General features: G+C 57.6%; 14 protein-coding genes. 8 read left to right on the top strand and 6 right to left on the bottom strand.

All coding sequences use genetic code 11. From position 1 onward, the window contains the following. Nucleotides 1–31: 31 nt before the first annotated feature. The 3 genes from tamA to ACL2XG_RS12110 are packed head-to-tail and all read left to right on the top strand — an operon-like array spanning nucleotide 32 to nucleotide 5930. The gene (tamA, locus tag ACL2XG_RS12120) at nucleotides 32–1768 is read left to right on the top strand and encodes an autotransporter assembly complex protein TamA (protein WP_410016536.1); all 1737 of its coding nucleotides are present in this window, start codon (nucleotides 32–34) and stop codon (nucleotides 1766–1768) included. Continuing rightward, a complete protein-coding gene (gene tamB / locus ACL2XG_RS12115; protein ID WP_413722087.1) occupies nucleotides 1765–5580 on the top strand; it encodes an autotransporter assembly complex protein TamB in 3816 nt (1271 codons plus the stop codon). The genes tamA and tamB overlap by 4 nt, the downstream gene beginning before the upstream one ends. Nucleotides 5581–5582: 2 nt before the next feature. Beyond that, nucleotides 5583–5930, top strand: a complete 348-nt coding sequence (locus ACL2XG_RS12110) for a gamma-glutamylcyclotransferase (protein ID WP_410016534.1) — start codon at nucleotides 5583–5585, stop codon at nucleotides 5928–5930. Nucleotides 5931–5999: 69 nt separating this feature from the next. Here ACL2XG_RS12110 and ppa read toward each other — a convergent pair whose 3' ends face one another. After that, nucleotides 6000–6527 (bottom strand): inorganic diphosphatase, encoded by a 528-nt coding sequence (gene ppa, locus ACL2XG_RS12105; RefSeq protein ID WP_410016533.1) that lies wholly within the window; start codon nucleotides 6525–6527, stop codon nucleotides 6000–6002. 270 nt (nucleotides 6528–6797) lie between these two features. On the opposite strand from ppa, the gene ACL2XG_RS12100 reads away from it, so the two are divergent. Beyond that, complete coding sequence (locus ACL2XG_RS12100; protein WP_410016532.1) at nucleotides 6798–8402, top strand: methyl-accepting chemotaxis protein; 1605 nt, start codon at nucleotides 6798–6800, stop codon at nucleotides 8400–8402. A 1700-nt stretch (nucleotides 8403–10102) separates the two neighbouring features. Here ACL2XG_RS12100 and fbp read toward each other — a convergent pair. Then, complete coding sequence (gene fbp, locus ACL2XG_RS12095) at nucleotides 10103–11107, bottom strand: class 1 fructose-bisphosphatase (RefSeq protein ID WP_410016531.1); 1005 nt, start codon at nucleotides 11105–11107, stop codon at nucleotides 10103–10105. 265 nt (nucleotides 11108–11372) lie between these two features. On the opposite strand from fbp, the gene mpl reads away from it, so the two are divergent. Beyond that, the gene (mpl, locus tag ACL2XG_RS12090) at nucleotides 11373–12746 is read left to right on the top strand and encodes a UDP-N-acetylmuramate:L-alanyl-gamma-D-glutamyl-meso-diaminopimelate ligase (RefSeq protein WP_410016530.1); all 1374 of its coding nucleotides are present in this window, start codon (nucleotides 11373–11375) and stop codon (nucleotides 12744–12746) included. A 274-nt stretch (nucleotides 12747–13020) separates the two neighbouring features. Here mpl and yhcN read toward each other — a convergent pair whose 3' ends face one another. Together yhcN and argR are read right to left on the bottom strand one after the other, a co-directional pair. Beyond that, nucleotides 13021–13284, bottom strand: coding sequence for a peroxide/acid stress response protein YhcN (gene yhcN, locus ACL2XG_RS12085; RefSeq protein WP_413722088.1), 264 nt, complete (start codon nucleotides 13282–13284; stop codon nucleotides 13021–13023). A gap of 446 nt (nucleotides 13285–13730) precedes the next feature. Beyond that, entirely contained in the window at nucleotides 13731–14201 is a 471-nt protein-coding gene (argR, locus tag ACL2XG_RS12080; protein WP_410016528.1) for a transcriptional regulator ArgR, read from the bottom strand. 453 nt (nucleotides 14202–14654) lie between these two features. On the opposite strand from argR, the gene mdh reads away from it, so the two are divergent. After that, on the top strand, nucleotides 14655–15593 hold the full coding sequence (gene mdh, locus ACL2XG_RS12075) for a malate dehydrogenase (protein ID WP_413722089.1): 939 nt from the start codon (nucleotides 14655–14657) through the stop codon (nucleotides 15591–15593). A gap of 507 nt (nucleotides 15594–16100) precedes the next feature. Beyond that, nucleotides 16101–16484, top strand: a complete 384-nt coding sequence (locus ACL2XG_RS12070; RefSeq protein ID WP_410016526.1) for a DNA-binding protein — start codon at nucleotides 16101–16103, stop codon at nucleotides 16482–16484. 48 nt (nucleotides 16485–16532) lie between these two features. On the opposite strand, the gene ACL2XG_RS12065 is transcribed toward ACL2XG_RS12070, so the two are convergent. Further along, nucleotides 16533–16796, bottom strand: coding sequence for a helix-turn-helix domain-containing protein (locus tag ACL2XG_RS12065; protein ID WP_410016525.1), 264 nt, complete (start codon nucleotides 16794–16796; stop codon nucleotides 16533–16535). Between the two features lie 183 nt (nucleotides 16797–16979). Here ACL2XG_RS12065 and ACL2XG_RS12060 point away from each other — a divergent pair, with 183 nt between their 5' ends. Further along, complete coding sequence (locus ACL2XG_RS12060) at nucleotides 16980–17366, top strand: DNA-binding protein (RefSeq protein ID WP_410016524.1); 387 nt, start codon at nucleotides 16980–16982, stop codon at nucleotides 17364–17366. 54 nt (nucleotides 17367–17420) lie between these two features. Here ACL2XG_RS12060 and ispB read toward each other — a convergent pair whose 3' ends face one another. Continuing rightward, nucleotides 17421–18392 carry an octaprenyl diphosphate synthase gene (ispB, locus tag ACL2XG_RS12055; protein ID WP_410016523.1) on the bottom strand — a complete coding sequence of 324 codons (972 nt, stop codon included), beginning with the start codon at nucleotides 18390–18392 and terminating at the stop codon, nucleotides 17421–17423. Between the last annotated feature and the right edge of the window lie 169 nt (nucleotides 18393–18561).

Genomic DNA, 18561 nt, shown 5'->3' with positions numbered 1-18561 from the left:
CGCGGGAAAGTAAGAAAATTCAGGAGCCAGCGTGCCAAATAATCGCCTTCTTTGCCTGTTTTGCATTCTACTGGCTACGCCATGGTCCTACGCCGCCAACGTGCGATTGCAGGTGGAAGGACTGGAGGGAGAATTGCAGCGTAATGTCCGCGCGCGCCTGTCCACCATCGGCGCGGATGAAATCACGGCCGATGCGCGATTCCAGGCGCGCGTCGACGGCGTGGTGCGGGAAGGGCTGCGCGCCCTGGGCTACTACTCGCCGCAAATCGATTTTGAGTTCCGCCCGGCGGTCAACGGCGGACGGCCCGTGCTGCTGGCCAAGGTCGCGCCCGGCCAGCCGGTGAAAATCGCCGGCGTGAACATCAGCCTGCGCGGCGACGCGCGCACCGATAGGGATTACCTGGGCCTGGTGCGGCGCAGCCGGCCGGCCATCGGCAGCGTGCTCAATCATGGCGATTACACCAATTTTATCAGCGGCATGACCGGCCTGGCGGTACGCAACGGTTATTTTGACGCGGATTTCCCCAAGCGGCAGCTTGGCGTATCGCCGGAACGCCACGAAGCGTTCTGGGATGTGATCTTTGACAGCGGCCAGCGTTACCGCTTCGGCAAGGTGCGTTTTCACGGCGCGCAAATCCGCGAGGACTACCTGCAGAATATTCCCGCTATCCGCGAGGGCGACGAGTACAGCGCCGTCTCGCTGGCGGAGCTTAACCGCCAGCTTGCCGCCACCAACTGGTTTAACTCGGTGGTGGTCTCGCCCGATTTCAGCGCCGGGAAAACCAATAAGGTCCTGCCGCTGGACGCGGTGGTAACGCCGCGCAGCCGCAATATTATCGAAACCGGGGTCGGATTTGCCTCCGACGTCGGGCCCCGGGTCAGAACCACCTGGAACCGGCCCTGGCTCAACGACCGGGGCCATAGCCTGCAGACCACGCTGAGCGTATCCGCTCCCGAGCAGGCGCTGGATTTCAGTTATAAAATCCCGCTGCAAAAAAGCCCGCTGGAGCAATATTATGTGGTGCAAAGCGGGTTTAAGCGCGAAGACCTTAACGATACCAAATCCGATGCCACCACGGTCAACGTGGCGCGCTTCTGGGATTCTTCTTCCGGCTGGCAGCGCTCGGTCAACCTGCGCTGGAGCCTGGACCATTTTACCCAGGCCAATGTCACCGATACCACCATGCTGCTCTATCCCGGCTTCACGGTTAACCGTACCCGGCAGCGCGGCGGGCTGATGCCCACCTGGGGCGACTCCCAGCGTTATTCCATCGACGTGTCCGATACCACCTGGGGCTCGGATGTGGATTTTTTCATTCTGCAGGCGCAAAACGTCTGGGTACGCACCCTGGCGGATAAACACCGTTTCGTGGCGCGCTATAACCTGGGCTGGATCGAAACCAATAATTTTGATCGCGTGCCGCCGTCCCTGCGTTTTTTCGCCGGCGGCGATCGCAGCATCCGCGGCTACCGGTTCCGGGCCATATCTCCCCGCGACGAGGATGGCAAGCTAACCGGCGCCTCGAAGCTGGCCACCGGTTCCCTGGAGTATCAATACAATGTGACCGGCAGGTGGTGGGGAGCCACCTTTATCGATACCGGCCAGGCGGTGAATGATTTCCGGCAGACCAGCCTGAAAACCGGCGCCGGCGTCGGGGTAAGATGGCAGTCGCCGGTAGGCCCGATCAAACTGGACGTGGCCGCGCCCGTAGGCGATCCCGAGGAACATGGATTGCAGTTCTACATAGGATTAGGGACAGAACTATGAGTCTTGCAAAAAAAATCGGCCTCGGCATCCTGACCGTTATCGTACTGCTGCTCGGCGCGCTGGCGTATCTGATCGGCACCACCAGCGGCCTGCATCTGCTGCTGAACGGCGCCGCGCGCTGGGTGCCGGGACTGGACATCGTCAGCGTCAGCGGCGGCTGGCGCGATCTGACGCTGAAGGGGGTGCGCTATCAGCAGCCGGGCATGACGGTAAACGCGAACGAGCTGCATCTCGCGCTTGATTTCTCCTGCTTTCGGCACAGTGCGCTGTGCGTCAACGATCTTGCCTTGAGCGGGGTGGATGTGGCGATTGACACCGCCGCGCTGGCGCCGGGCCAGCCGGACGCCCCGACCGCGGCGCAGGACACCACGGCGATAAGTACCCCCTATCCGCTGATCCTGCGTAATCTCAGCGTCAACGGGGTGCGGGTGCAAATCGACCATACGGTCATCGCCCTGGACAGGTTCCACACCGGCATGGATTTTCGCGGCAATACGCTTATCGTCACGCCCACGGAGATTAATGGCCTGCTGGTGGCCCTGCCGAAAGCGGCGGCGGTGCTGGCCGACCAGGCAATCGACGCCGTGGCCCAGACCGATGAGCAACGACGCGTCGCCGCCCGCCTGGCGGCCGAAAAGGCGGCGGCACAGGCGCCGCCCTTGGCGGAAACCTTAAAGGCGCTATTCGCCGCCCCCGTGTTGCCCGGATTGCCGGATATCCAGGTGCCGCTCAATATCCAACTGCAGGAACTGCGCGGTACGGACCTGCGGCTTACCGGCGATACCGATATCCAGGTAACAAGCTTCCTGATGCAGGGGCGGACGCTGGATCGGGAGATCACCCTGGAACGCCTGCGCATCGACGCCGTGCAGGGTTTGCTGAGCGCCAGCGGCAAGGCGCGCCTGGAGGGACAATGGCCGCTGGAATTAACCGTTAACACCCAACTGAATATCGATCCGGTCAAGGGCGAGAGGATCAGGCTGACGGTCGGCGGCAGTTTACGCGATCGCCTGGATACCGCCCTGAATTTTTCGGGGCCGGTCAAGGCGCAAATCAATGCCGGCCTGCGCCTGGCCGACAGCGGCCTGCCGCTGGAGGTGACGTTCGCCAGTCCTGGCGCGCAGTGGCCGTTGACCGGCGAACCGCAATATCGCCTGCGCGATCTGGCGCTGAAGGTTGATGGCAAGGCGGTGGATTATACGCTTGCCATGCAGGGCGCCGTCAGCGGCGAGGGCCTGCCGCCGGCGGATCTGTCCCTTGAGGGGAAAGGCAATCCCACGCAGTTTACCTTGACGCGCCTGCGCGTGGCGGCTCTGGAGGGAACGACCGATCTGACGGCGGTGATTGACTGGAGCGATGCGGTGAGCTGGCGGAGCGAACTGACGCTCAGCGGCATCAATACCGCCCGGCAATGGCCCGATTGGCCGGCCCGGCTCGCGGGCAAGATTTCCACCCGGGGCAGCATCCACGGCGGCAGCTGGCAGCTGCGTATCCCCGAACTGACGCTTAACGGCAATATCAAACAAAACCCGGTGACCGCCCGCGGCTCCCTGAGCGGCAACGCCGCCGGGCAGTGGCATATTCCCGATCTCCGGCTGGCGCTGGGGCGCAACAGTTTGGATATCAAGGGTGATTTAAACCAGCAACTGGCTCTCGACGCCGTGCTCGATGCGCCGAACCTGAACGGCGTCCTGCCCGGCTTGGCCGGCACCGCCCGCGGCCGGTTCACGGTACGGGGCGAGCGGCAGACGCCGCAGGTCAACATGGATCTTAACGCCGTCGGACTGCGCTGGCAGTCCCTGGCCGTGCGTCGCATCGCCCTGGCCGGCAATCTGCGCGTTAGCGATATCGTGCGCGGCGACCTGAACCTGCGCCTGGATCAACTCCAGCAGGATAATCTGCTGGTGCGCCAGCTTACCCTGGCGGTAACCGGCGACGAGCGCCGCCACCAGCTGCGCCTGAATCTGCAGGGCGATCCGATTGCCGGCGAGCTATCGCTTAACGGCGGCTATGATCGGCAGCGGCAGCGCTGGCAAGGCGCCCTGACCCAGACGCGTATCGGCACGCCGGTGGGCGACTGGCGGTTAACCCGCGCCATGACGCTGGATTATCAGCGTAGCGCGCAGCGCGTCGTTATCGGCCCCCACTGCTGGCAGAATCCCAACGCCCGGCTTTGTGTTCCCGCCGCCATCGACGCCGGCGCCGGCGGCCGGGCCGCGGTGGTGCTCGAGCGTTTCGACCTGGCGATGATCCGTCCCTTCCTGCCGGCGGACACCGCGCTGAGCGGCCTGTTTACCGGCCGGGCGGAGGTGAGCTGGCAACCGGGCGGCGGATTGCCCCAGGCGCGAATCGCCCTGGTGGGCAAGGGGGTAAAGGTGGTACAAAATGTCCAGGGCAATGCGTTGCCGGTAGCCTTCGAGACGTTAAATCTCAACGCCGGCCTGGATCACGACCGCGCGCGTCTTGACTGGCAGGTGGGCATCGCCGGCAACGGCCAGTTTACCGGCCAGGTGGCGGTGGCCGATCCCCAGGGGCGGCGCACGCTTTCCGGCGACGTCACTATCAGCCGGCTGTCGCTGTCTGTCCTTAACCCCATTTTGTCGCGGGGAGAAAGCGCCGCCGGCATCCTGGACGCCCGTCTGCGCGTCGGCGGCAGCGTCGCCCGGCCGCAGCTGTATGGGCAATTGGGCCTGGACCGGCTGCTGATGCGCGGCAACTGGATGCCGTTTGCCATGAATGAAAGCCGTCTGGCGATGGTGTTCAACGGCACCAGTTCGACGCTGCAAGGGGTTATCCACACCACCCATGGACAGCTTAACCTTGGCGGCAGCGCCGACTGGAGCAATATCAGCGCCTGGCGCGCGCGGATTGCCGCCCAGGGCTCCGGGATAAGAATTACCGTGCCGCCCATGGTGCGCATGGATGTCTCACCTGATATTGTGTTGGAGGCCGCGCCGCAGGTCTTTACCCTTAACGGCCGGGTCGATATACCCTGGGCGCGGATCGAGGTGAAGGAATTGCCGCCGAGCGCGGTGGGCGTGTCGCCCGACGAAGTGATCCTCGATAAGCAGCTGCGCCCGGTGGAACAGGCAAAGGTCAACACGGTTATCAACAGCAACCTGGTTATCCATGTCGGCCGCGATGTGCGGCTGGATGCCTTCGGACTGAAGGCGCGGCTGGAGGGCGATCTGAAAATGATCCAGGATAAGCAGGGCCTGGGCCTGAACGGCCAGATCAATATCCCGTACGGCCGTTTCCGGGCCTATGGGCAGGATTTGAGCGTCCGGCGCGGGCAATTGATGTTCGCCGGTCCGCCGGATCAGCCGCTGCTGAACGTTGAGGCCATTCGTAACCCGGATAACACGGCGGATGGTGTGATCGCCGGCGTCAGGGTGACCGGCATGGCGGATCAGCCACGGCTTGAGGTGTTCACCGAACCGGTGAAATCGCAGCAGGAGGCGCTGTCTTACCTGCTGCGGGGCCAGGGGCTTAATACGCCCGGCGCCGACAGCAGCGCGATGACGTCGATGTTAATCGGGATGGGGGTTGCGCAAAGTGGGCAACTTGTGGGTAAAATCGGCGCAGCGTTCGGGGTAAGTAATTTAACCCTGGATACGCAAGGTGTCGGCGACGAGTCCCAGGTCGTGGTCAGTGGTTATGTTGCACCCGGCTTGCAAGTTAAATATGGGGTCGGTATTTTTGATTCATTGGCAACGTTAACGTTACGTTACCGTTTAATGCCGAGACTTTATCTGGAAGCCGTGTCTGGTCTCGATCAGGCATTGGACTTGCTCTATCAGTTTGAGTTTTAACAATGCGAATAATTGTCTACGGTAGTCTGCGACGCAATCAGGGCAACAGTCATTGGATGACGAACGGCCAGTGGTTAGGCGATCACGTGATCTCCGGCTTTGAATTATACGATCTCGGTCATTATCCGGCGGTCGTCCCCGGCACGGGAACGGTATATTGTGAGGTATATCGCATTGATTCCTCGACGTTGGCCGAGTTGGATGCCCTGCGCACCAAAAGCGGCGAGTATAAACGGGCCCTGATCGCGACGCCTTACGGCGGCGCCTGGATGTATGTCTACCAGCGGCCGGTGGAGGGATTGCGGCGGTTGTTGAGTGGGGACTGGGTAAAACGCGCCGAAGAATCCTGAACCCTGAGTGATGGCAAGGAAATGCGCAAACCAGGCTTTGCGCATTTCCTGGACAGGGACAGGCGTAACTTATTTCTTAGCGCGTTCGAAGGAGGCGATAATTTCCGCTTTAGCGGCTTCGGCGTTTTCCCAGCCCGACACTTTCACCCATTTGCCTGCTTCCAGATCTTTATAATGTTCGAAGAAATGGGTGATTTGCGCCCGCAGCAGCGGAGACAAGTCTTCCACGTCTTTCACATTGTCGTACTCTTTCGTCATTTTGGTGTGCGGCACCGCCACCAGCTTGGCGTCTTCGCCGGCTTCGTCGGTCATCTTGAGCACGCCTACCGGGCGGCAGCGAATAACGGAACCGGGTTGCAGCGGGTACGGCGTCGGCACCAATACATCGACCGGATCCCCGTCGAGCGAGAGGGTATGGTTGATGTAACCGTAGTTGCAAGGGTAAAACATCGCGGTGGACATGAAACGATCGACAAACAGCGCACCGGTTGCTTTATCAACTTCGTATTTGATCGGGGAAGCGTTGGCCGGGATTTCAATCACGACGTAAATATCCTCGGGAAGATCTTTTCCTGCCGGTACCAGATTCAAGCTCATGTCAGTTTCCTTAACCTTTCCAATAATAATGGCCTAGCGCCTATTATAACCAAAAAATGCGGTAGTTCACCGCCGAATACTTGCCTGCGGCGAATTAACCGACCCAATCCGGCCTGTGAGGTGACTCACATAACGGATATATAACGGATTGATCCCCGCTGAATCGATAAAGTCTTCGCCGGTGCCACCGATAACCGATGCAGGGCGGAGTGTACAGCCTCTGCCGGGTGATTTGTATTCATCAACATCTGAAAATGCAGGGGCGGAGCTATGTTGAAAACCATGAGCGTCAAGGTTGGATTACTGACCTGGCTGATCGTGATGACCATTATTTTATTTATTGTCGGGGGTATCGGCATTCGTACCATTCAGCAAAGTTCACGTTCCCTGCAAGCCATTAACCAGGTTCAGGGCGAGGAGTTGGGCCTGTTATCCCGCAGCTATAACGCTTCGCTCAGGGCGCGCACAGAGGCGTCACTGGCGGTAAGGCAGTATGAGACCGGCCTTATCAACGAAGCCCAGGCATCGACGGCCAATGTCAAGGCGTTGGCCAAGCTGGCCGACCAAGATATGGCGGCGTTTCTGGCGACCGGTTCGGTGACCGCCGAGGGCGCCAGGCGCGCCCAGCAGCTGAACCTGGTGTATCAGCGTTATAATGAACAGGGCGTTAAGCCCGTCATGGTCGCCCTGAATAATGCGAATCCGGACGGGTATTATCAGGTGCTGGAGACGCAGCTTACTCCGCTCAGCCTGGAGATGGATAAGGCGCTGGACACTTTTCAGCACTATGCGCTGCAGACCGGGCAGCAGATCCAGCGTGACGCCGCCGATGCCGCCCGTATCCAGTTGATGCTGACGATTGTCGCCTGTGTGCTGGCCCTGGTGTTGTCGGTGATAGCCTGGCTGGCGGTGCGCAGATTTATCCTGCGTCCGCTGGATGGCGCCATTGTCCATCTGGAACATATTGCCGCCGGCTCGCTGTATTATCCGGTGAGCGCCAGTAAAGCCACCGAGCTGGCGCGTCTGAACAATGCGCTGTCGTTGATGCAGGATGCGCTGGCCGGCACCGTGAGCGAGGTGCGTGTGGCGGGCGGCCAAATCGATACCGGCACGCGGGAATTGGCCCAGGGCAATACCCATCTTTCCCAGCGGACAGAAGCCTCCGCCGCGGCGCTTGAACAGACGGCGGCGAGTATGGAGCAGCTGACCCAGACGGTGAAACTGAATGCCGAGCATGCCCGTCAGGCCCATGAGCTGGCCAGGGCGGTGTCCGATACCGCCGACAAGGGGAGCGAGGTGGTCTGTTACGTGATTGAAAAGATGCAGGCGATTACCGCGAGTTCGCGTCGTATCGCCGATATCCTGGGCGTGATTGACGGTATTGCGTTCCAGACCAATATCCTGGCGCTGAACGCGGCGGTGGAAGCGGCGCGCGCCGGCGAGCAGGGCAGGGGATTTGCGGTGGTGGCCGGGGAGGTGCGTAACCTGGCCCATCGCAGCGCGGAGGCGGCGAAGGAGATCAAGGGGTTGATCCAAGAGTCGCAGGGGCGGGTTAACGAGGGGTCGGAGATGGCCCATACCGCCGGCGAGACCATGGATGAAATTTCCGAGGAAGTGATGCGGGTGACCAAGCTGATGCGTGAGATTTCCAATGCCACCGATGAGCAGAGCCGCGGCATTGAACAGATTAGCCTGGCGGTGTCGCAGATGGACGCGGTGGCGCAGCAGAACGCCTCGTTGGTGGAGGAATCAAGCGCGGCGACGCGTTCGCTGCAGGCGCAGTCGCAGCAGTTGGCGAAGAGTATGGCGGTGTTTCAGCTTGAGGAGGTGGCGGCAGTGGCGGAAGAAGTGAGTGACGTGGAGGCGGCGGCCTGAAGGTGTAGTACCGCTGATCTGGCGTTGGCGCGTGCTCCCTTGGACATATCTGTGTTGAGTTCGGCGTTGGCGGGCTGATATGGTCCGGCCATCATGTTGGGCACCCGTGAATATGGATGTCGCCACGGCGGGGGGGGGGGTAGCTTGCGGCGAGGGTTATGTCGTTGCGGTAAGGTTTATGATGCCGCGGTGAGGGTTATGTCGTTGCGGTAAGGTTTATGATGCCGCGGTGAGGGTTATGTCGTTGTGGTAAGGTTTATGATGCCGCGGTGCAGGTTTCGCTTGCCGTGCGTTCGGTGGTTATATGCAGTGCCGGGTGCCGGCAAGCGACAAAGAGGCCGTACCGCGACGGCCTCCTTGACCTCCGAGCGGCCGGCAGATCGTGCGCCGCTGCGCGGTTCCCGGCAGCGCTGCATCCCGGCTTTTTGGACCGCCCGATATGCGCTCCCAGCGCAATCCGGGCTTTCGCCGCTCCCGGCGGCTCATCCAGCCGCGATGCGCGCCGCCGGCGCACTCTATGCCGGCATCACGTCAACACCATCGCCTGTGAGCAAATCGGCGTTTTGGGGTTCTTAGCGGTATGCGCTTACCGGGAAAACTACCAGTATTCATTTTTTTAGTGGTTGATGGCTGAAAGCGTATTTTTTACTGCTAAAATTTAACGCTGAATGATGAATGTTTTACTGTTCGACTGCATAACGATAACGGGTAAGGGCATGTCTGAATAACCGGTTTTTCGCTGCGCCAACTGTATTCCCTACTCGTTGCATCCCATATTAGTTAATCCTATGCCGACGCCTGCCCTTATCCTAAGCAACAGCGCCGCTATCGCTTCATAACATGCAGTACGAACAGCGACATGTGGACCGGCATAAAGCGCGCTGACGGCCTCCTTGTCGCTTGCCGGCACCGGGCACGCCATATAACCACCGAACGCACGGCAAGCGAAACCCGCACTGCGGCAACATAAGCCCCCCGCAAGCGCCAGCGAAATCCCAGCCAAAGCTGGCCGCTTTCCATTTAAATGCAGGCAAATGCAGGCGAAAAGGTTCGTCTATCTCTGTTACGGCGTGCTGTATACGCAGCAGCCCTAATGGGCGCGCTCTCCCTTGAACACGTCTGCTTTGAGATGAGTGTTGGCGGGCCTAGCGCGCCATGGGGCGCTCGGTCGGGCGGGAAAAGCACGCCCGATTCGACCCCATTGGCACGCTCTCCCTTGAACACGTCTGCTTTGAGATGAGTGTTGGCGGGCCTACCGCGCCATGGGGCCTCGGTCGGGCGGGAACACCACGCCCGATTCGACCCCATTGGCACGGTCTCCCTTTAACACGTTTGCTTTGAGATGGGTGTTGGCGGGCCTACCGCGCCATGGGGCCTCGGTCGGGCGGGAACACCACGCCCGATTCGACCCCATCGGCACGGTCTCCCTTGAACACGTCTGCTTTGAGATAAGTGTTGGCGGGCATACCATGCCATGGGGCCTCGGTCGGGCGGGAACACCACGCCCGATTCGACCCCATTGGCACGGTCTCCCTTGAACACGTCTGCTTTGAGATGAGTGTTGGCGGGCATACCATGCCATGGGGCTTCGGTCGGGCGGGAACACCACGCCCGATTCGACCCCATCGGCACGGTCTCCCTTTGACACGTCTGCGTTGAGTTCGGCGTTAGCGGGCCTGCCGTGCCGCGAGGCGTGGTTATTATTCGTCGGGGAAATCGCGCATAAAGCGCTCAGCGTCGTTGACCATGGATTCGGTGCCGACAAAGAACGGCGAACGCTGGTGGAGCTGTTGCGGCACGATATCCAGGATGCGGTTTTTGCCGTCGCTGGCCTTGCCGCCGGCCTGTTCGGCCAGGAACGCGACCGGGTTGCATTCATACAGCAGGCGCAGTTTGCCCTGGGGATGCGTGGCGGTGCTGGGATAAAGGTAGATGCCGCCCTTGAGCAAATTGCGGTGGAAGTCGGATACCAGCGAGCCGATGTAGCGGGAAGTGTAGGGGCGGTGAGTGGCCTCGTCCATCTCCTGGCAGTATTTGATGTATTTTTTAACGCCGTTGGGGAACTTGATGTAGTTGCCTTCGTTAATGGAATACATATTGCCGGTGGCCGGGAAGCGTACGCTTTCGTGGGAGAGGCAAAATACGCCGATGGAAGGATCGTAGGTAAAAGCGTGGACCCCGCAGCCGGTGGTATAAACCAGCATGGTGGACGAGCCGTATACCACGTAACCCGCTGCGACCTGCTTGCTGCCGGGCTGGAGGAAATCCTCGAGCGTCACCGGCGTGCCCACCGGCGTGACCCGGCGGTAGATGGAAAATATCGTGCCTACCGAGACGTTGACATCGATATTGGATGAGCCGTCCAGCGGGTCCATCAGCACGACATATTTGCCGCTGGTGGAGCGCTCGCCGTCAAAAATAACGATTTCGTCTTCTTCTTCGGAAGCAATGCCCGCTACCTGTCCGCGCGCCTTCAGCGCCGCTTTTAATTTTTCATTGGCAAACAGGTCGAGTTTCATCTGCACTTCGCCCTGGATATTGGATACGCCGCTGGTGCCGAGGATATCCACCAAACCCGCTGTATTAATATCGCGGTGAATGATCTTCGCCCCTAATTTTATCGCGGAGAGTAACGCGGTAAGTTCACCGGTGGCATGTGGAAATTCGTGCTGTTTCTCTACGATAAATTCGCCTAACGTTTTCATATCACTTTCCCTGGATCCAAAGAATGACCATGTTGCTAAGGATGAAAAGCGGTACAATCGATTTTCACTGACCAATTTCACTGACCGATTTCACTGACCGAGTAACAGTCCGGTTAACCTGACAGAGCTAACACTCATCGATTTGCCGCTTACGTATGTAATGCAGTTTAGCTTAAACGAATGCGAGTACATCATCAAATCCGTTTATATCAGTCGGCCGCAGCGGTAGAATGAGCCGCAGTTCGTGTTAAAAAATGGAAAAATTATGCGCATACACATTCTCGGGATCTGCGGCACATTTATGGGTGGGCTGGCGATGCTGGCGCGCGCGTTGGGGCATGAAGTGACCGGGTCCGATGATAACGTCTATCCCCCGATGAGCACGCTGCTGCAGGATCAGGGCATTGTGCTGATCAAAGGTTACGATCCGGCGCAGCTGACGCCCGAGCCGGAACTGGTCATTATCGGTAATGCGATGAGCCGCGGCAATCCCTGTGTGGAAGCGGTACTGGAGCGGGGTATTCCTTACATGTCCGGCCCGCAGTGGCTGCACGATCGCGTGCTGCAGCAGCGTTGGGTGATAGCGGTGGCCGGCACCCATGGCAAAACCACCACCGCCGGCATGGTAACCTGGATCCTGGAGGAGTGCGGCTATCAGCCGGGGTTCGTGATAGGCGGCGTGCCGGGGAATTTTACCGTTTCCGCACGTTTAGGCGACGGCGCGTTTTTCGTGGTGGAAGCGGATGAATACGATTGTGCGTTTTTTGATAAGCGTTCCAAATTTGTCCATTATTGCCCGCGCACCCTGATTCTTAATAACCTTGAGTTCGATCATGCGGATATTTTTGACGATCTGAAAGCCATCCAAAAACAGTTCCACCATCTGGTCAGGCTGGTGCCCGGCAAAGGGAAAATCATCCTGCCCGATAACGACCCGCATCTGAAGCAGGTGATGGCGATGGGCTGCTGGAGCGAGCAGGAATATGTCGGTGAGGAAGGCAGCTGGCGGGCGAAAAAAAGCGCGGCGGACGCCAGCCGGTTCCAGGTCTTCCTGCAAGGCGAGCTGATGGGCGACGTGCAGTGGGATCTGGTGGGCGAGCACAATATGCATAATGGCCTGATGGCGATTGCCGCCGCCCGTCACGTGGGGGTGCAGCCGGCCGATGCCTGCCGGGCGTTGGGATCCTTTATCAATGCCCGCCGTCGTCTTGAGCTTAAAGGGACTGCCAACGGCGTGAAACTCTATGATGATTTCGCTCACCATCCCACGGCAATCCTGGCGACCCTAGCCGCGTTGCGCAGTAAAGTTGGCGGTACCGCGCGTATTCTGGCGGTGCTGGAACCGCGCTCCAACACCATGAAAATGGGCTTGAATAAAAATGAGCTGGCGCCTTCGCTGGGCCGCGCCGACGAGGTATTTTTATTCCAGCCCCAGCATATTCCCTGGCAGGTGAGCGAGGTGGCGGAGGCGTGCGTACAGCCGGCGCATTGGAGCGCCGATGTCGATACGCTGGTGGAAATGATTGTCAAGACGTCGCAACCGGGCGATTACATTCTGGTGATGAGCAACGGCGGCTTCGGCGGCATTCATGAAAAACTGCTGGCGCAGTTAAACCTGAAAGCCGGCCTGGCGGTGTAGGCGCCGTGCGCAAGCCAAAAAAAACCCCCGCAAGCGGGGGAAAAGGTTCGCCGGATAGGACGACGAGAGGGAATCGGCTGTCCGCGTCTTGGGTTATTACTGGACACAGGAATAACTGAGGGCGACGACGGCATAACCGCTTTGACTTCTGGAGTAAACTCTTTCTGCACTGCGTTATTGATTATTGTTTCAAGCCTTGACGAACCCGCCGGCTTTCAGCAATTCAGCCCAGGGCGCGGCGGCAAGTCGCTGCCGGTGCCCTCCATCCATGCGCTTATTTATACAACTCGGCCGTGGCGTGCCAGGTATCATTTTCACGGGCTTCCGTGATGTGGTATGCCGTTGCGCCTTTGGCTTGAGCAGCTTGATTCAGCGCCTGATGGATGTCGGAAGGCGCACCCGCGATCCCGCCTACGCTTACGGTGCCGAACGAATGCAAGCCGCTGGCCTGATCCTGCGAGATTGATTCTGCGGCGAAGGCGCCGAAAGATAAGGCTGACATTACGGTCATCAGTGATACTGCGGTTTTAATTTTCATGTTTTATACCTCTACTATTCTTTTGACTGACGTTCTTCATGCTGTTCTTTATTGCTGACAACAGGATGTAAAACGTGATGTTCATCACGAAACAAAGTATACACTAGTAACGGCAGGTATTAGTAGTTTGCTCATAATTTATTATGAAACTTTATTTCTGTACTTTCGCATGATATAAGAAAAAGCTATTAAAAGTGGTTGAATAATATACAATTAATGTTAAATAATTGTAATTTCAATCAGATAGCGGTTTTTAGCCAAACGTGCTGTCTGGCCGGCTTCCGGCGGTGGAAACCGCCGCGGTGAAACCCTAGAGAGAATATTAGCGGGGCTTAGGGCCACAAAGGCAGCATCATTTGTGGCGTGATGACGCTTTTGCAGCGGCATAAAAGAGATGAAAAGCACGAATGTTAGGCGCTGGCGTTATAAAGCGCCCGATCGTCGGCTTAGAGTTCCTGTTCAAACAGAATAAGGATGGCTTCGTAAAGCTGCTTTACGCTAAAACCCTTGGCGGGGGTGGTAAAGATCGTATCGTCCCCGGCTATGGTGCCCAGGATGCCTTCGGATTTACCCAGGGAATCCAGCAGCCGCGCGATAAGCTGGGCGGCGCCGGGACTGGTATGGATAACGATAACCGCGTCGTTGTGATCGACATCCAGCACCAGGTTTTTCAGCGGACTGCTGGTGGTGGGCACGCCCAGTTCCGCCGGCAGGCAATAGACCATTTCCATCTTCGCGTTGCGGGTCCTTACCGCGCCGAATTTAGTCAGCATCCTTGATACCTTGGACTGGTTAATATTTTCAAATCCCTGTTCTTGCAATGCAAAAACGATTTCACCTTGGGAGCTGAATTTCTCTTCCTTAAGCAAGGCCTTAAAAGCTTTCACCAGTTCTTCTTGTTTAAAGTGGTTGCGCATATTTTCCCAAACCAGTAGCCAGTATTGTACGACGAATTATGCATAAATTTGCATTTTTATGCAATAACAATGCGCAGCCACCGCCAGGATGGCCAAATTAAGTCGGCAAAACAATCAGCTTAGCAATATCTATTCAAACCGACCATGACCGGGCTCCCATATTTCATGGCCGTTAAAAGTAAAGAGAATGTTATTAATTTGATGTTGTTTTAACCATTGCTGTCGGTGTAGTGTGGACGCTAACCACGGGTATTGAACGGCGGCGACAGGCATTATCCGGTGAGGTCATCCGGCATGGGAATTCGGGCGGCTAATAGGGATAAAAAAGGGAAGTTAATGCGTCAATTCTCAAATTTGCGATCGCTGATTTGTTTTTACCCGTTTATGTCTCTATGATCATAACCAGATGATTTGACGGCATTTAATTTTTCCTATAATAATAAGGAGATTAGAATGAAAGTCGCAGTTCTCGGCGCAGCGGGTGGCATAGGCCAGGCCCTTGCCCTGTTGCTCAAAACCCAGCTCCCTCCAGGTTCAGAACTCTCTCTTTATGACATCGCCCCCGTAACGCCCGGCGTGGCGGTCGATCTCAGCCATATTCCCACCGCGGTCAAGATTAAGGGCTTTAGCGGCGAGGACGCAACCCCCGCCTTGGCAGGGGCGGACATCGTTCTTATTTCCGCCGGCGTGGCGCGTAAGCCCGGCATGGATCGCGCCGATCTGTTTAACGTCAATGCGGGCATTGTACGCAACCTGATCAACCAGGTGGCGAAAGCCTGTCCCACGGCGTTAATCGGCATTATCACCAATCCCGTCAATACCACCGTGGCGATTGCCGCTGAAGCGCTGAAGAAAGCCGGGGTGTATGACAAACGCAAGCTTTTCGGCGTCACTACCCTGGATATCATCCGTTCCAATACTTTTGTCGCCGAGCTGAAAGGCTTGCGGCCCGAGGACGTGGAAGTGCGTGTGATTGGCGGCCATTCCGGCGTCACTATCCTGCCTTTATTGTCACAGGTGAAAGGCGTGAGCTTCAGCGAGCAGGAAATCGCCGATCTCACCCGCCGTATCCAGAATGCCGGCACCGAGGTCGTGGAAGCGAAAGCCGGCGGCGGTTCGGCCACGTTATCAATGGGCCAGGCGGCGGCGCGGTTCGGCTTGTCGTTGGTGCGCGCCATGCAGGGTGAAGCCGGCGTGGTGGAATGCGCGTACGTTGAAGGGGACGGCGAATTTACCCGTTTCTTTGCCCAACCGCTGTTGTTGGGCAGACAAGGGCTGGAAGAACGTCAATCCATCGGTACCTTGAGCGCGTTCGAACAGCAGGCGCTGGAACAGATGAAGGATGTGCTGAAGAAAGATATCGAACTGGGCGAAAAATTCATTAATCAGTAGCCTGTACGCCGCGACCCGGAACCCTGGGCCGCGGCTGTTAGCGATCGCCATCGCACGTGCCGGCGGTGGGACGCGCCGGTCATCTGCCGGCCTCCGACCCTTTTCCCTTCATTTGGTCCCTTCTTCATCAGGTTAAACGTATTTTACCCCAGCTTATGTGGACATGTTTTTCATCATTTACCAGCATGTCTTATCGGCGATTTCTGCAATTAAAAACGCGTTTTACCTGCCGCTAGGTTAATTGCCTTACTTAATTATTCTATTGATAAATAGTGTTTATTTTCAGTTTATGGGATAAAAACCAACCACGATCTCATTTTTACATCCGTTGTAGCGCTTACTGCTTTTTTTGTGTTGTAATTGACGTAACGGCAAGCCGTAATGGCTAAACTGCAAAAGCGAACCTATAACGGAACCGTGCCTGGGTAAGACCGCTGCGTTAAAAGGGTTTTACAGGTATTGCGGAATGGAGATAACGAGAGTTATTACCAGACAAGGAGGGAAACGATGGCACTAAAAAAGGAATGGATAGCCACGCATGAACTGATAGGCGTCGGTGGGTTGCCTAAAACGCGCCAAGGGCTGAACCGGCGGGCGCGCGAAGAAGGCTGGCATAAAAGGCGACGCGAAGGGGCACGCGGCAAGGCTGTGGAATATGCATGGCAAAGCCTGCCCGACACGGTAAAAAAAACGCTGTCGCTCCGTTCCGGTACTGCTGAATATAAGGTCTCGCAGCAGGAACCTTCTTCCACCTGGCTGGAAATTCACCGACAGCTCTCCTGCGCGGAACGCGACTTCGTGGTGTCGTTTATTTTAAGGGAGGGCGTTTTAAACCTGTTAAAACGCCTGGATTATCCCGATGAATCCCTGGCGGGACTCGATCGGGAGTAGGAGGGTAAGACCGGCGCGCCCGGGGGCGTATTCCGGCCTGGTTTACTGTCAGCGGGAGCGTATCAGGCTTTTTCTGTCAACCAACTGATTCGTCTTTGGATCAATGTAACGGCTGGGCCAGATTTCCAGTGGGTGTATGCCCAAGGCATTCCCTATAAGCCATTCGCCTTTCGGCCATGGGCGGGTCATGGCGTTCGCCAGGGTTGACGAACTCAAGCCTGCATCCCGAGAGACGGCCGCAAGCGTGGTGCCGCGTTTACGTAACGCTGCAATGATATCGGCGGAGTGCCAATCTTTTATCCTTTCACACATATTCAATCCCTTGCTGCTCACTGAGGGTAGGTAAATGCACTAATTAGCATAAGTAAGTAACCCGTAGTTGATTTCACTATGCCACCGGAAAATTTATAGCACATTTTTTCCTAAAGTTTTTCCACCATTTTCTCAATGATGTCAAATTTTGCTATGGACGTCCCTTTTTGGAATGCAAAAGATATGAAAAAAGCCTGGTTTAAGACCTGTGAACTCATTGGTGTAGCCAAGCTTCCGGGTACCCGGCAAGGCATTACCGCGCGGGCACGGCGGGAAAACTGGATCCGCCGCCCGGTCGTGGGCGTGCAGGGAAAAGGCTTGGAATTCGCCATTGAGAGTTTACCAGCCGAAGTGCAACAAGAGCTCACCAGCCGGCAAATGCAGGAAACGCCCGTTGCCGAATACCTGATCAATCCCGCGCGCAAGGCGCCGGAAAAAGACCCTCTCGGGGCCTGGATGGCTATATATCAGCAATTTCAACCGGAGGAACGGGATGAGGTCATCAGCCTGGTGTTGCGCGAGGGGATTACGGGGTTTCTGACGCGCCTGGGCATGACGCCCAAGCGCTGATAATCACCGGGAACGGATTTGCCGGCGGGTTTCCCGCTATCGGCCGCCGGTTTCCTAAAATTGCCGTTGCACCGCCAGGTGCGCCAGGCTTTCCAGCGCCTGGCGAAAAGGGGTCGGCTCCAGGCAGGCGAGGCAGGTGATGGCGTTATCCGCTTCCGCTTCCGCACGCTGCCGGGTGTACTCGAGGGAACCGCACTGATGCATGGTTTCCAGTACCGCGTCGAGCAGGTGGCGGCCGTTGCCCTGGATAATGGCCTCGCGGATCATCGCCGCCTGCCGCGCGTCCCCGTGGCGCATGGCATGCAGCAGCGGCAGGGTGGGCTTGCCTTCATTCAGGTCGTCGCCGGTGTTTTTGCCCAGGGTCTTGCCGTCGGCGCCGTAATCCAGCAGATCATCGATTAGCTGGAAGGCGGTGCCCAGGTAACGGCCGTAATCCCGCAGGGCGTTTTCCTGCTCGGGGGTGGCGCCGGCCAAAATGGCGGAAGATTGCGCCGCCGCCTCGAACAGGCGGGCCGTCTTGCTGTAAATCACCCGCATGTAGCTCTCGATGCTGATATCGGGATCGTTGCAGTTCATTAACTGTAATACTTCGCCTTCGGCAATGACGTTAACCGCCTCCGACATCAGCGCCAGGACCCGCAGCGATTCCAGGCCGGTCATCATCTGGAAGGCGCGCGTGTAGATAAAATCCCCCACCAGGACGCTGGCGGCATTGCCGAACGCCGCGTTGGCCGTGGCCTTGCCCCGGCGCATATCGGATTCGTCAACCACGTCGTCATGCAATAAGGTGGCGGTATGGATAAATTCAATCAGCGCCGCCACGGTCACATGCTTTTTGCCGTCGTAATGCAAGGCCCTGGCCGCCAGCACGGCTATCATCGGGCGGATGCGCTTGCCCCCGCCGCTGATGATGTAGTGGCCAAGCTGATTGATAAGCGCGACTTCGGAGTTCAACTGCTCGAGGATAATCGCGTTGACGTCCGCCATATCATGTGCGGTAAGTTCTGTAATTTGATCAAGGTTCATTATTGTCTTTAGGCTTTATTTTAACCGTTAGATAGTAACGCTGCTCATGGGGCCAGATGGTAGAAACTGTGTTACTGATTGTACTTGAAAAATGCCAGAGATAAATGCCGGTGAAGAAACTGCGCTTTTTTCGTCTCCTGTATGTATTCTGCACTTGTCATAGGGCGCT

This window comes from Sodalis sp. RH24 (genome assembly GCF_047324145.1).
Lineage (GTDB): Bacteria > Pseudomonadota > Gammaproteobacteria > Enterobacterales > Enterobacteriaceae > Acerihabitans.
Note: the sequence above shows the minus strand (reverse complement) of the source record. Positions and strands in the feature narration are given on the sequence as shown.

Coding starts and splice junctions, on each gene's coding strand:
- tamB (WP_413722087.1), top strand. CDS start 1,765: ATGAGTCTTGCAAAAAAAATCGGCCTCGGCATCCTGACCGTTATCGTA.
- ACL2XG_RS12110 (WP_410016534.1), top strand. CDS start 5,583: ATGCGAATAATTGTCTACGGTAGTCTGCGACGCAATCAGGGCAACAGT.
- ppa (WP_410016533.1), bottom strand. CDS start 6,527: ATGAGCTTGAATCTGGTACCGGCAGGAAAAGATCTTCCCGAGGATATT.
- ACL2XG_RS12100 (WP_410016532.1), top strand. CDS start 6,798: ATGTTGAAAACCATGAGCGTCAAGGTTGGATTACTGACCTGGCTGATC.
- fbp (WP_410016531.1), bottom strand. CDS start 11,107: ATGAAAACGTTAGGCGAATTTATCGTAGAGAAACAGCACGAATTTCCA.
- mpl (WP_410016530.1), top strand. CDS start 11,373: ATGCGCATACACATTCTCGGGATCTGCGGCACATTTATGGGTGGGCTG.
- yhcN (WP_413722088.1), bottom strand. CDS start 13,284: ATGAAAATTAAAACCGCAGTATCACTGATGACCGTAATGTCAGCCTTA.
- argR (WP_410016528.1), bottom strand. CDS start 14,201: ATGCGCAACCACTTTAAACAAGAAGAACTGGTGAAAGCTTTTAAGGCC.
- mdh (WP_413722089.1), top strand. CDS start 14,655: ATGAAAGTCGCAGTTCTCGGCGCAGCGGGTGGCATAGGCCAGGCCCTT.
- ACL2XG_RS12070 (WP_410016526.1), top strand. CDS start 16,101: ATGGCACTAAAAAAGGAATGGATAGCCACGCATGAACTGATAGGCGTC.
- ACL2XG_RS12065 (WP_410016525.1), bottom strand. CDS start 16,796: ATGTGTGAAAGGATAAAAGATTGGCACTCCGCCGATATCATTGCAGCG.
- ACL2XG_RS12060 (WP_410016524.1), top strand. CDS start 16,980: ATGAAAAAAGCCTGGTTTAAGACCTGTGAACTCATTGGTGTAGCCAAG.
- ispB (WP_410016523.1), bottom strand. CDS start 18,392: ATGAACCTTGATCAAATTACAGAACTTACCGCACATGATATGGCGGAC.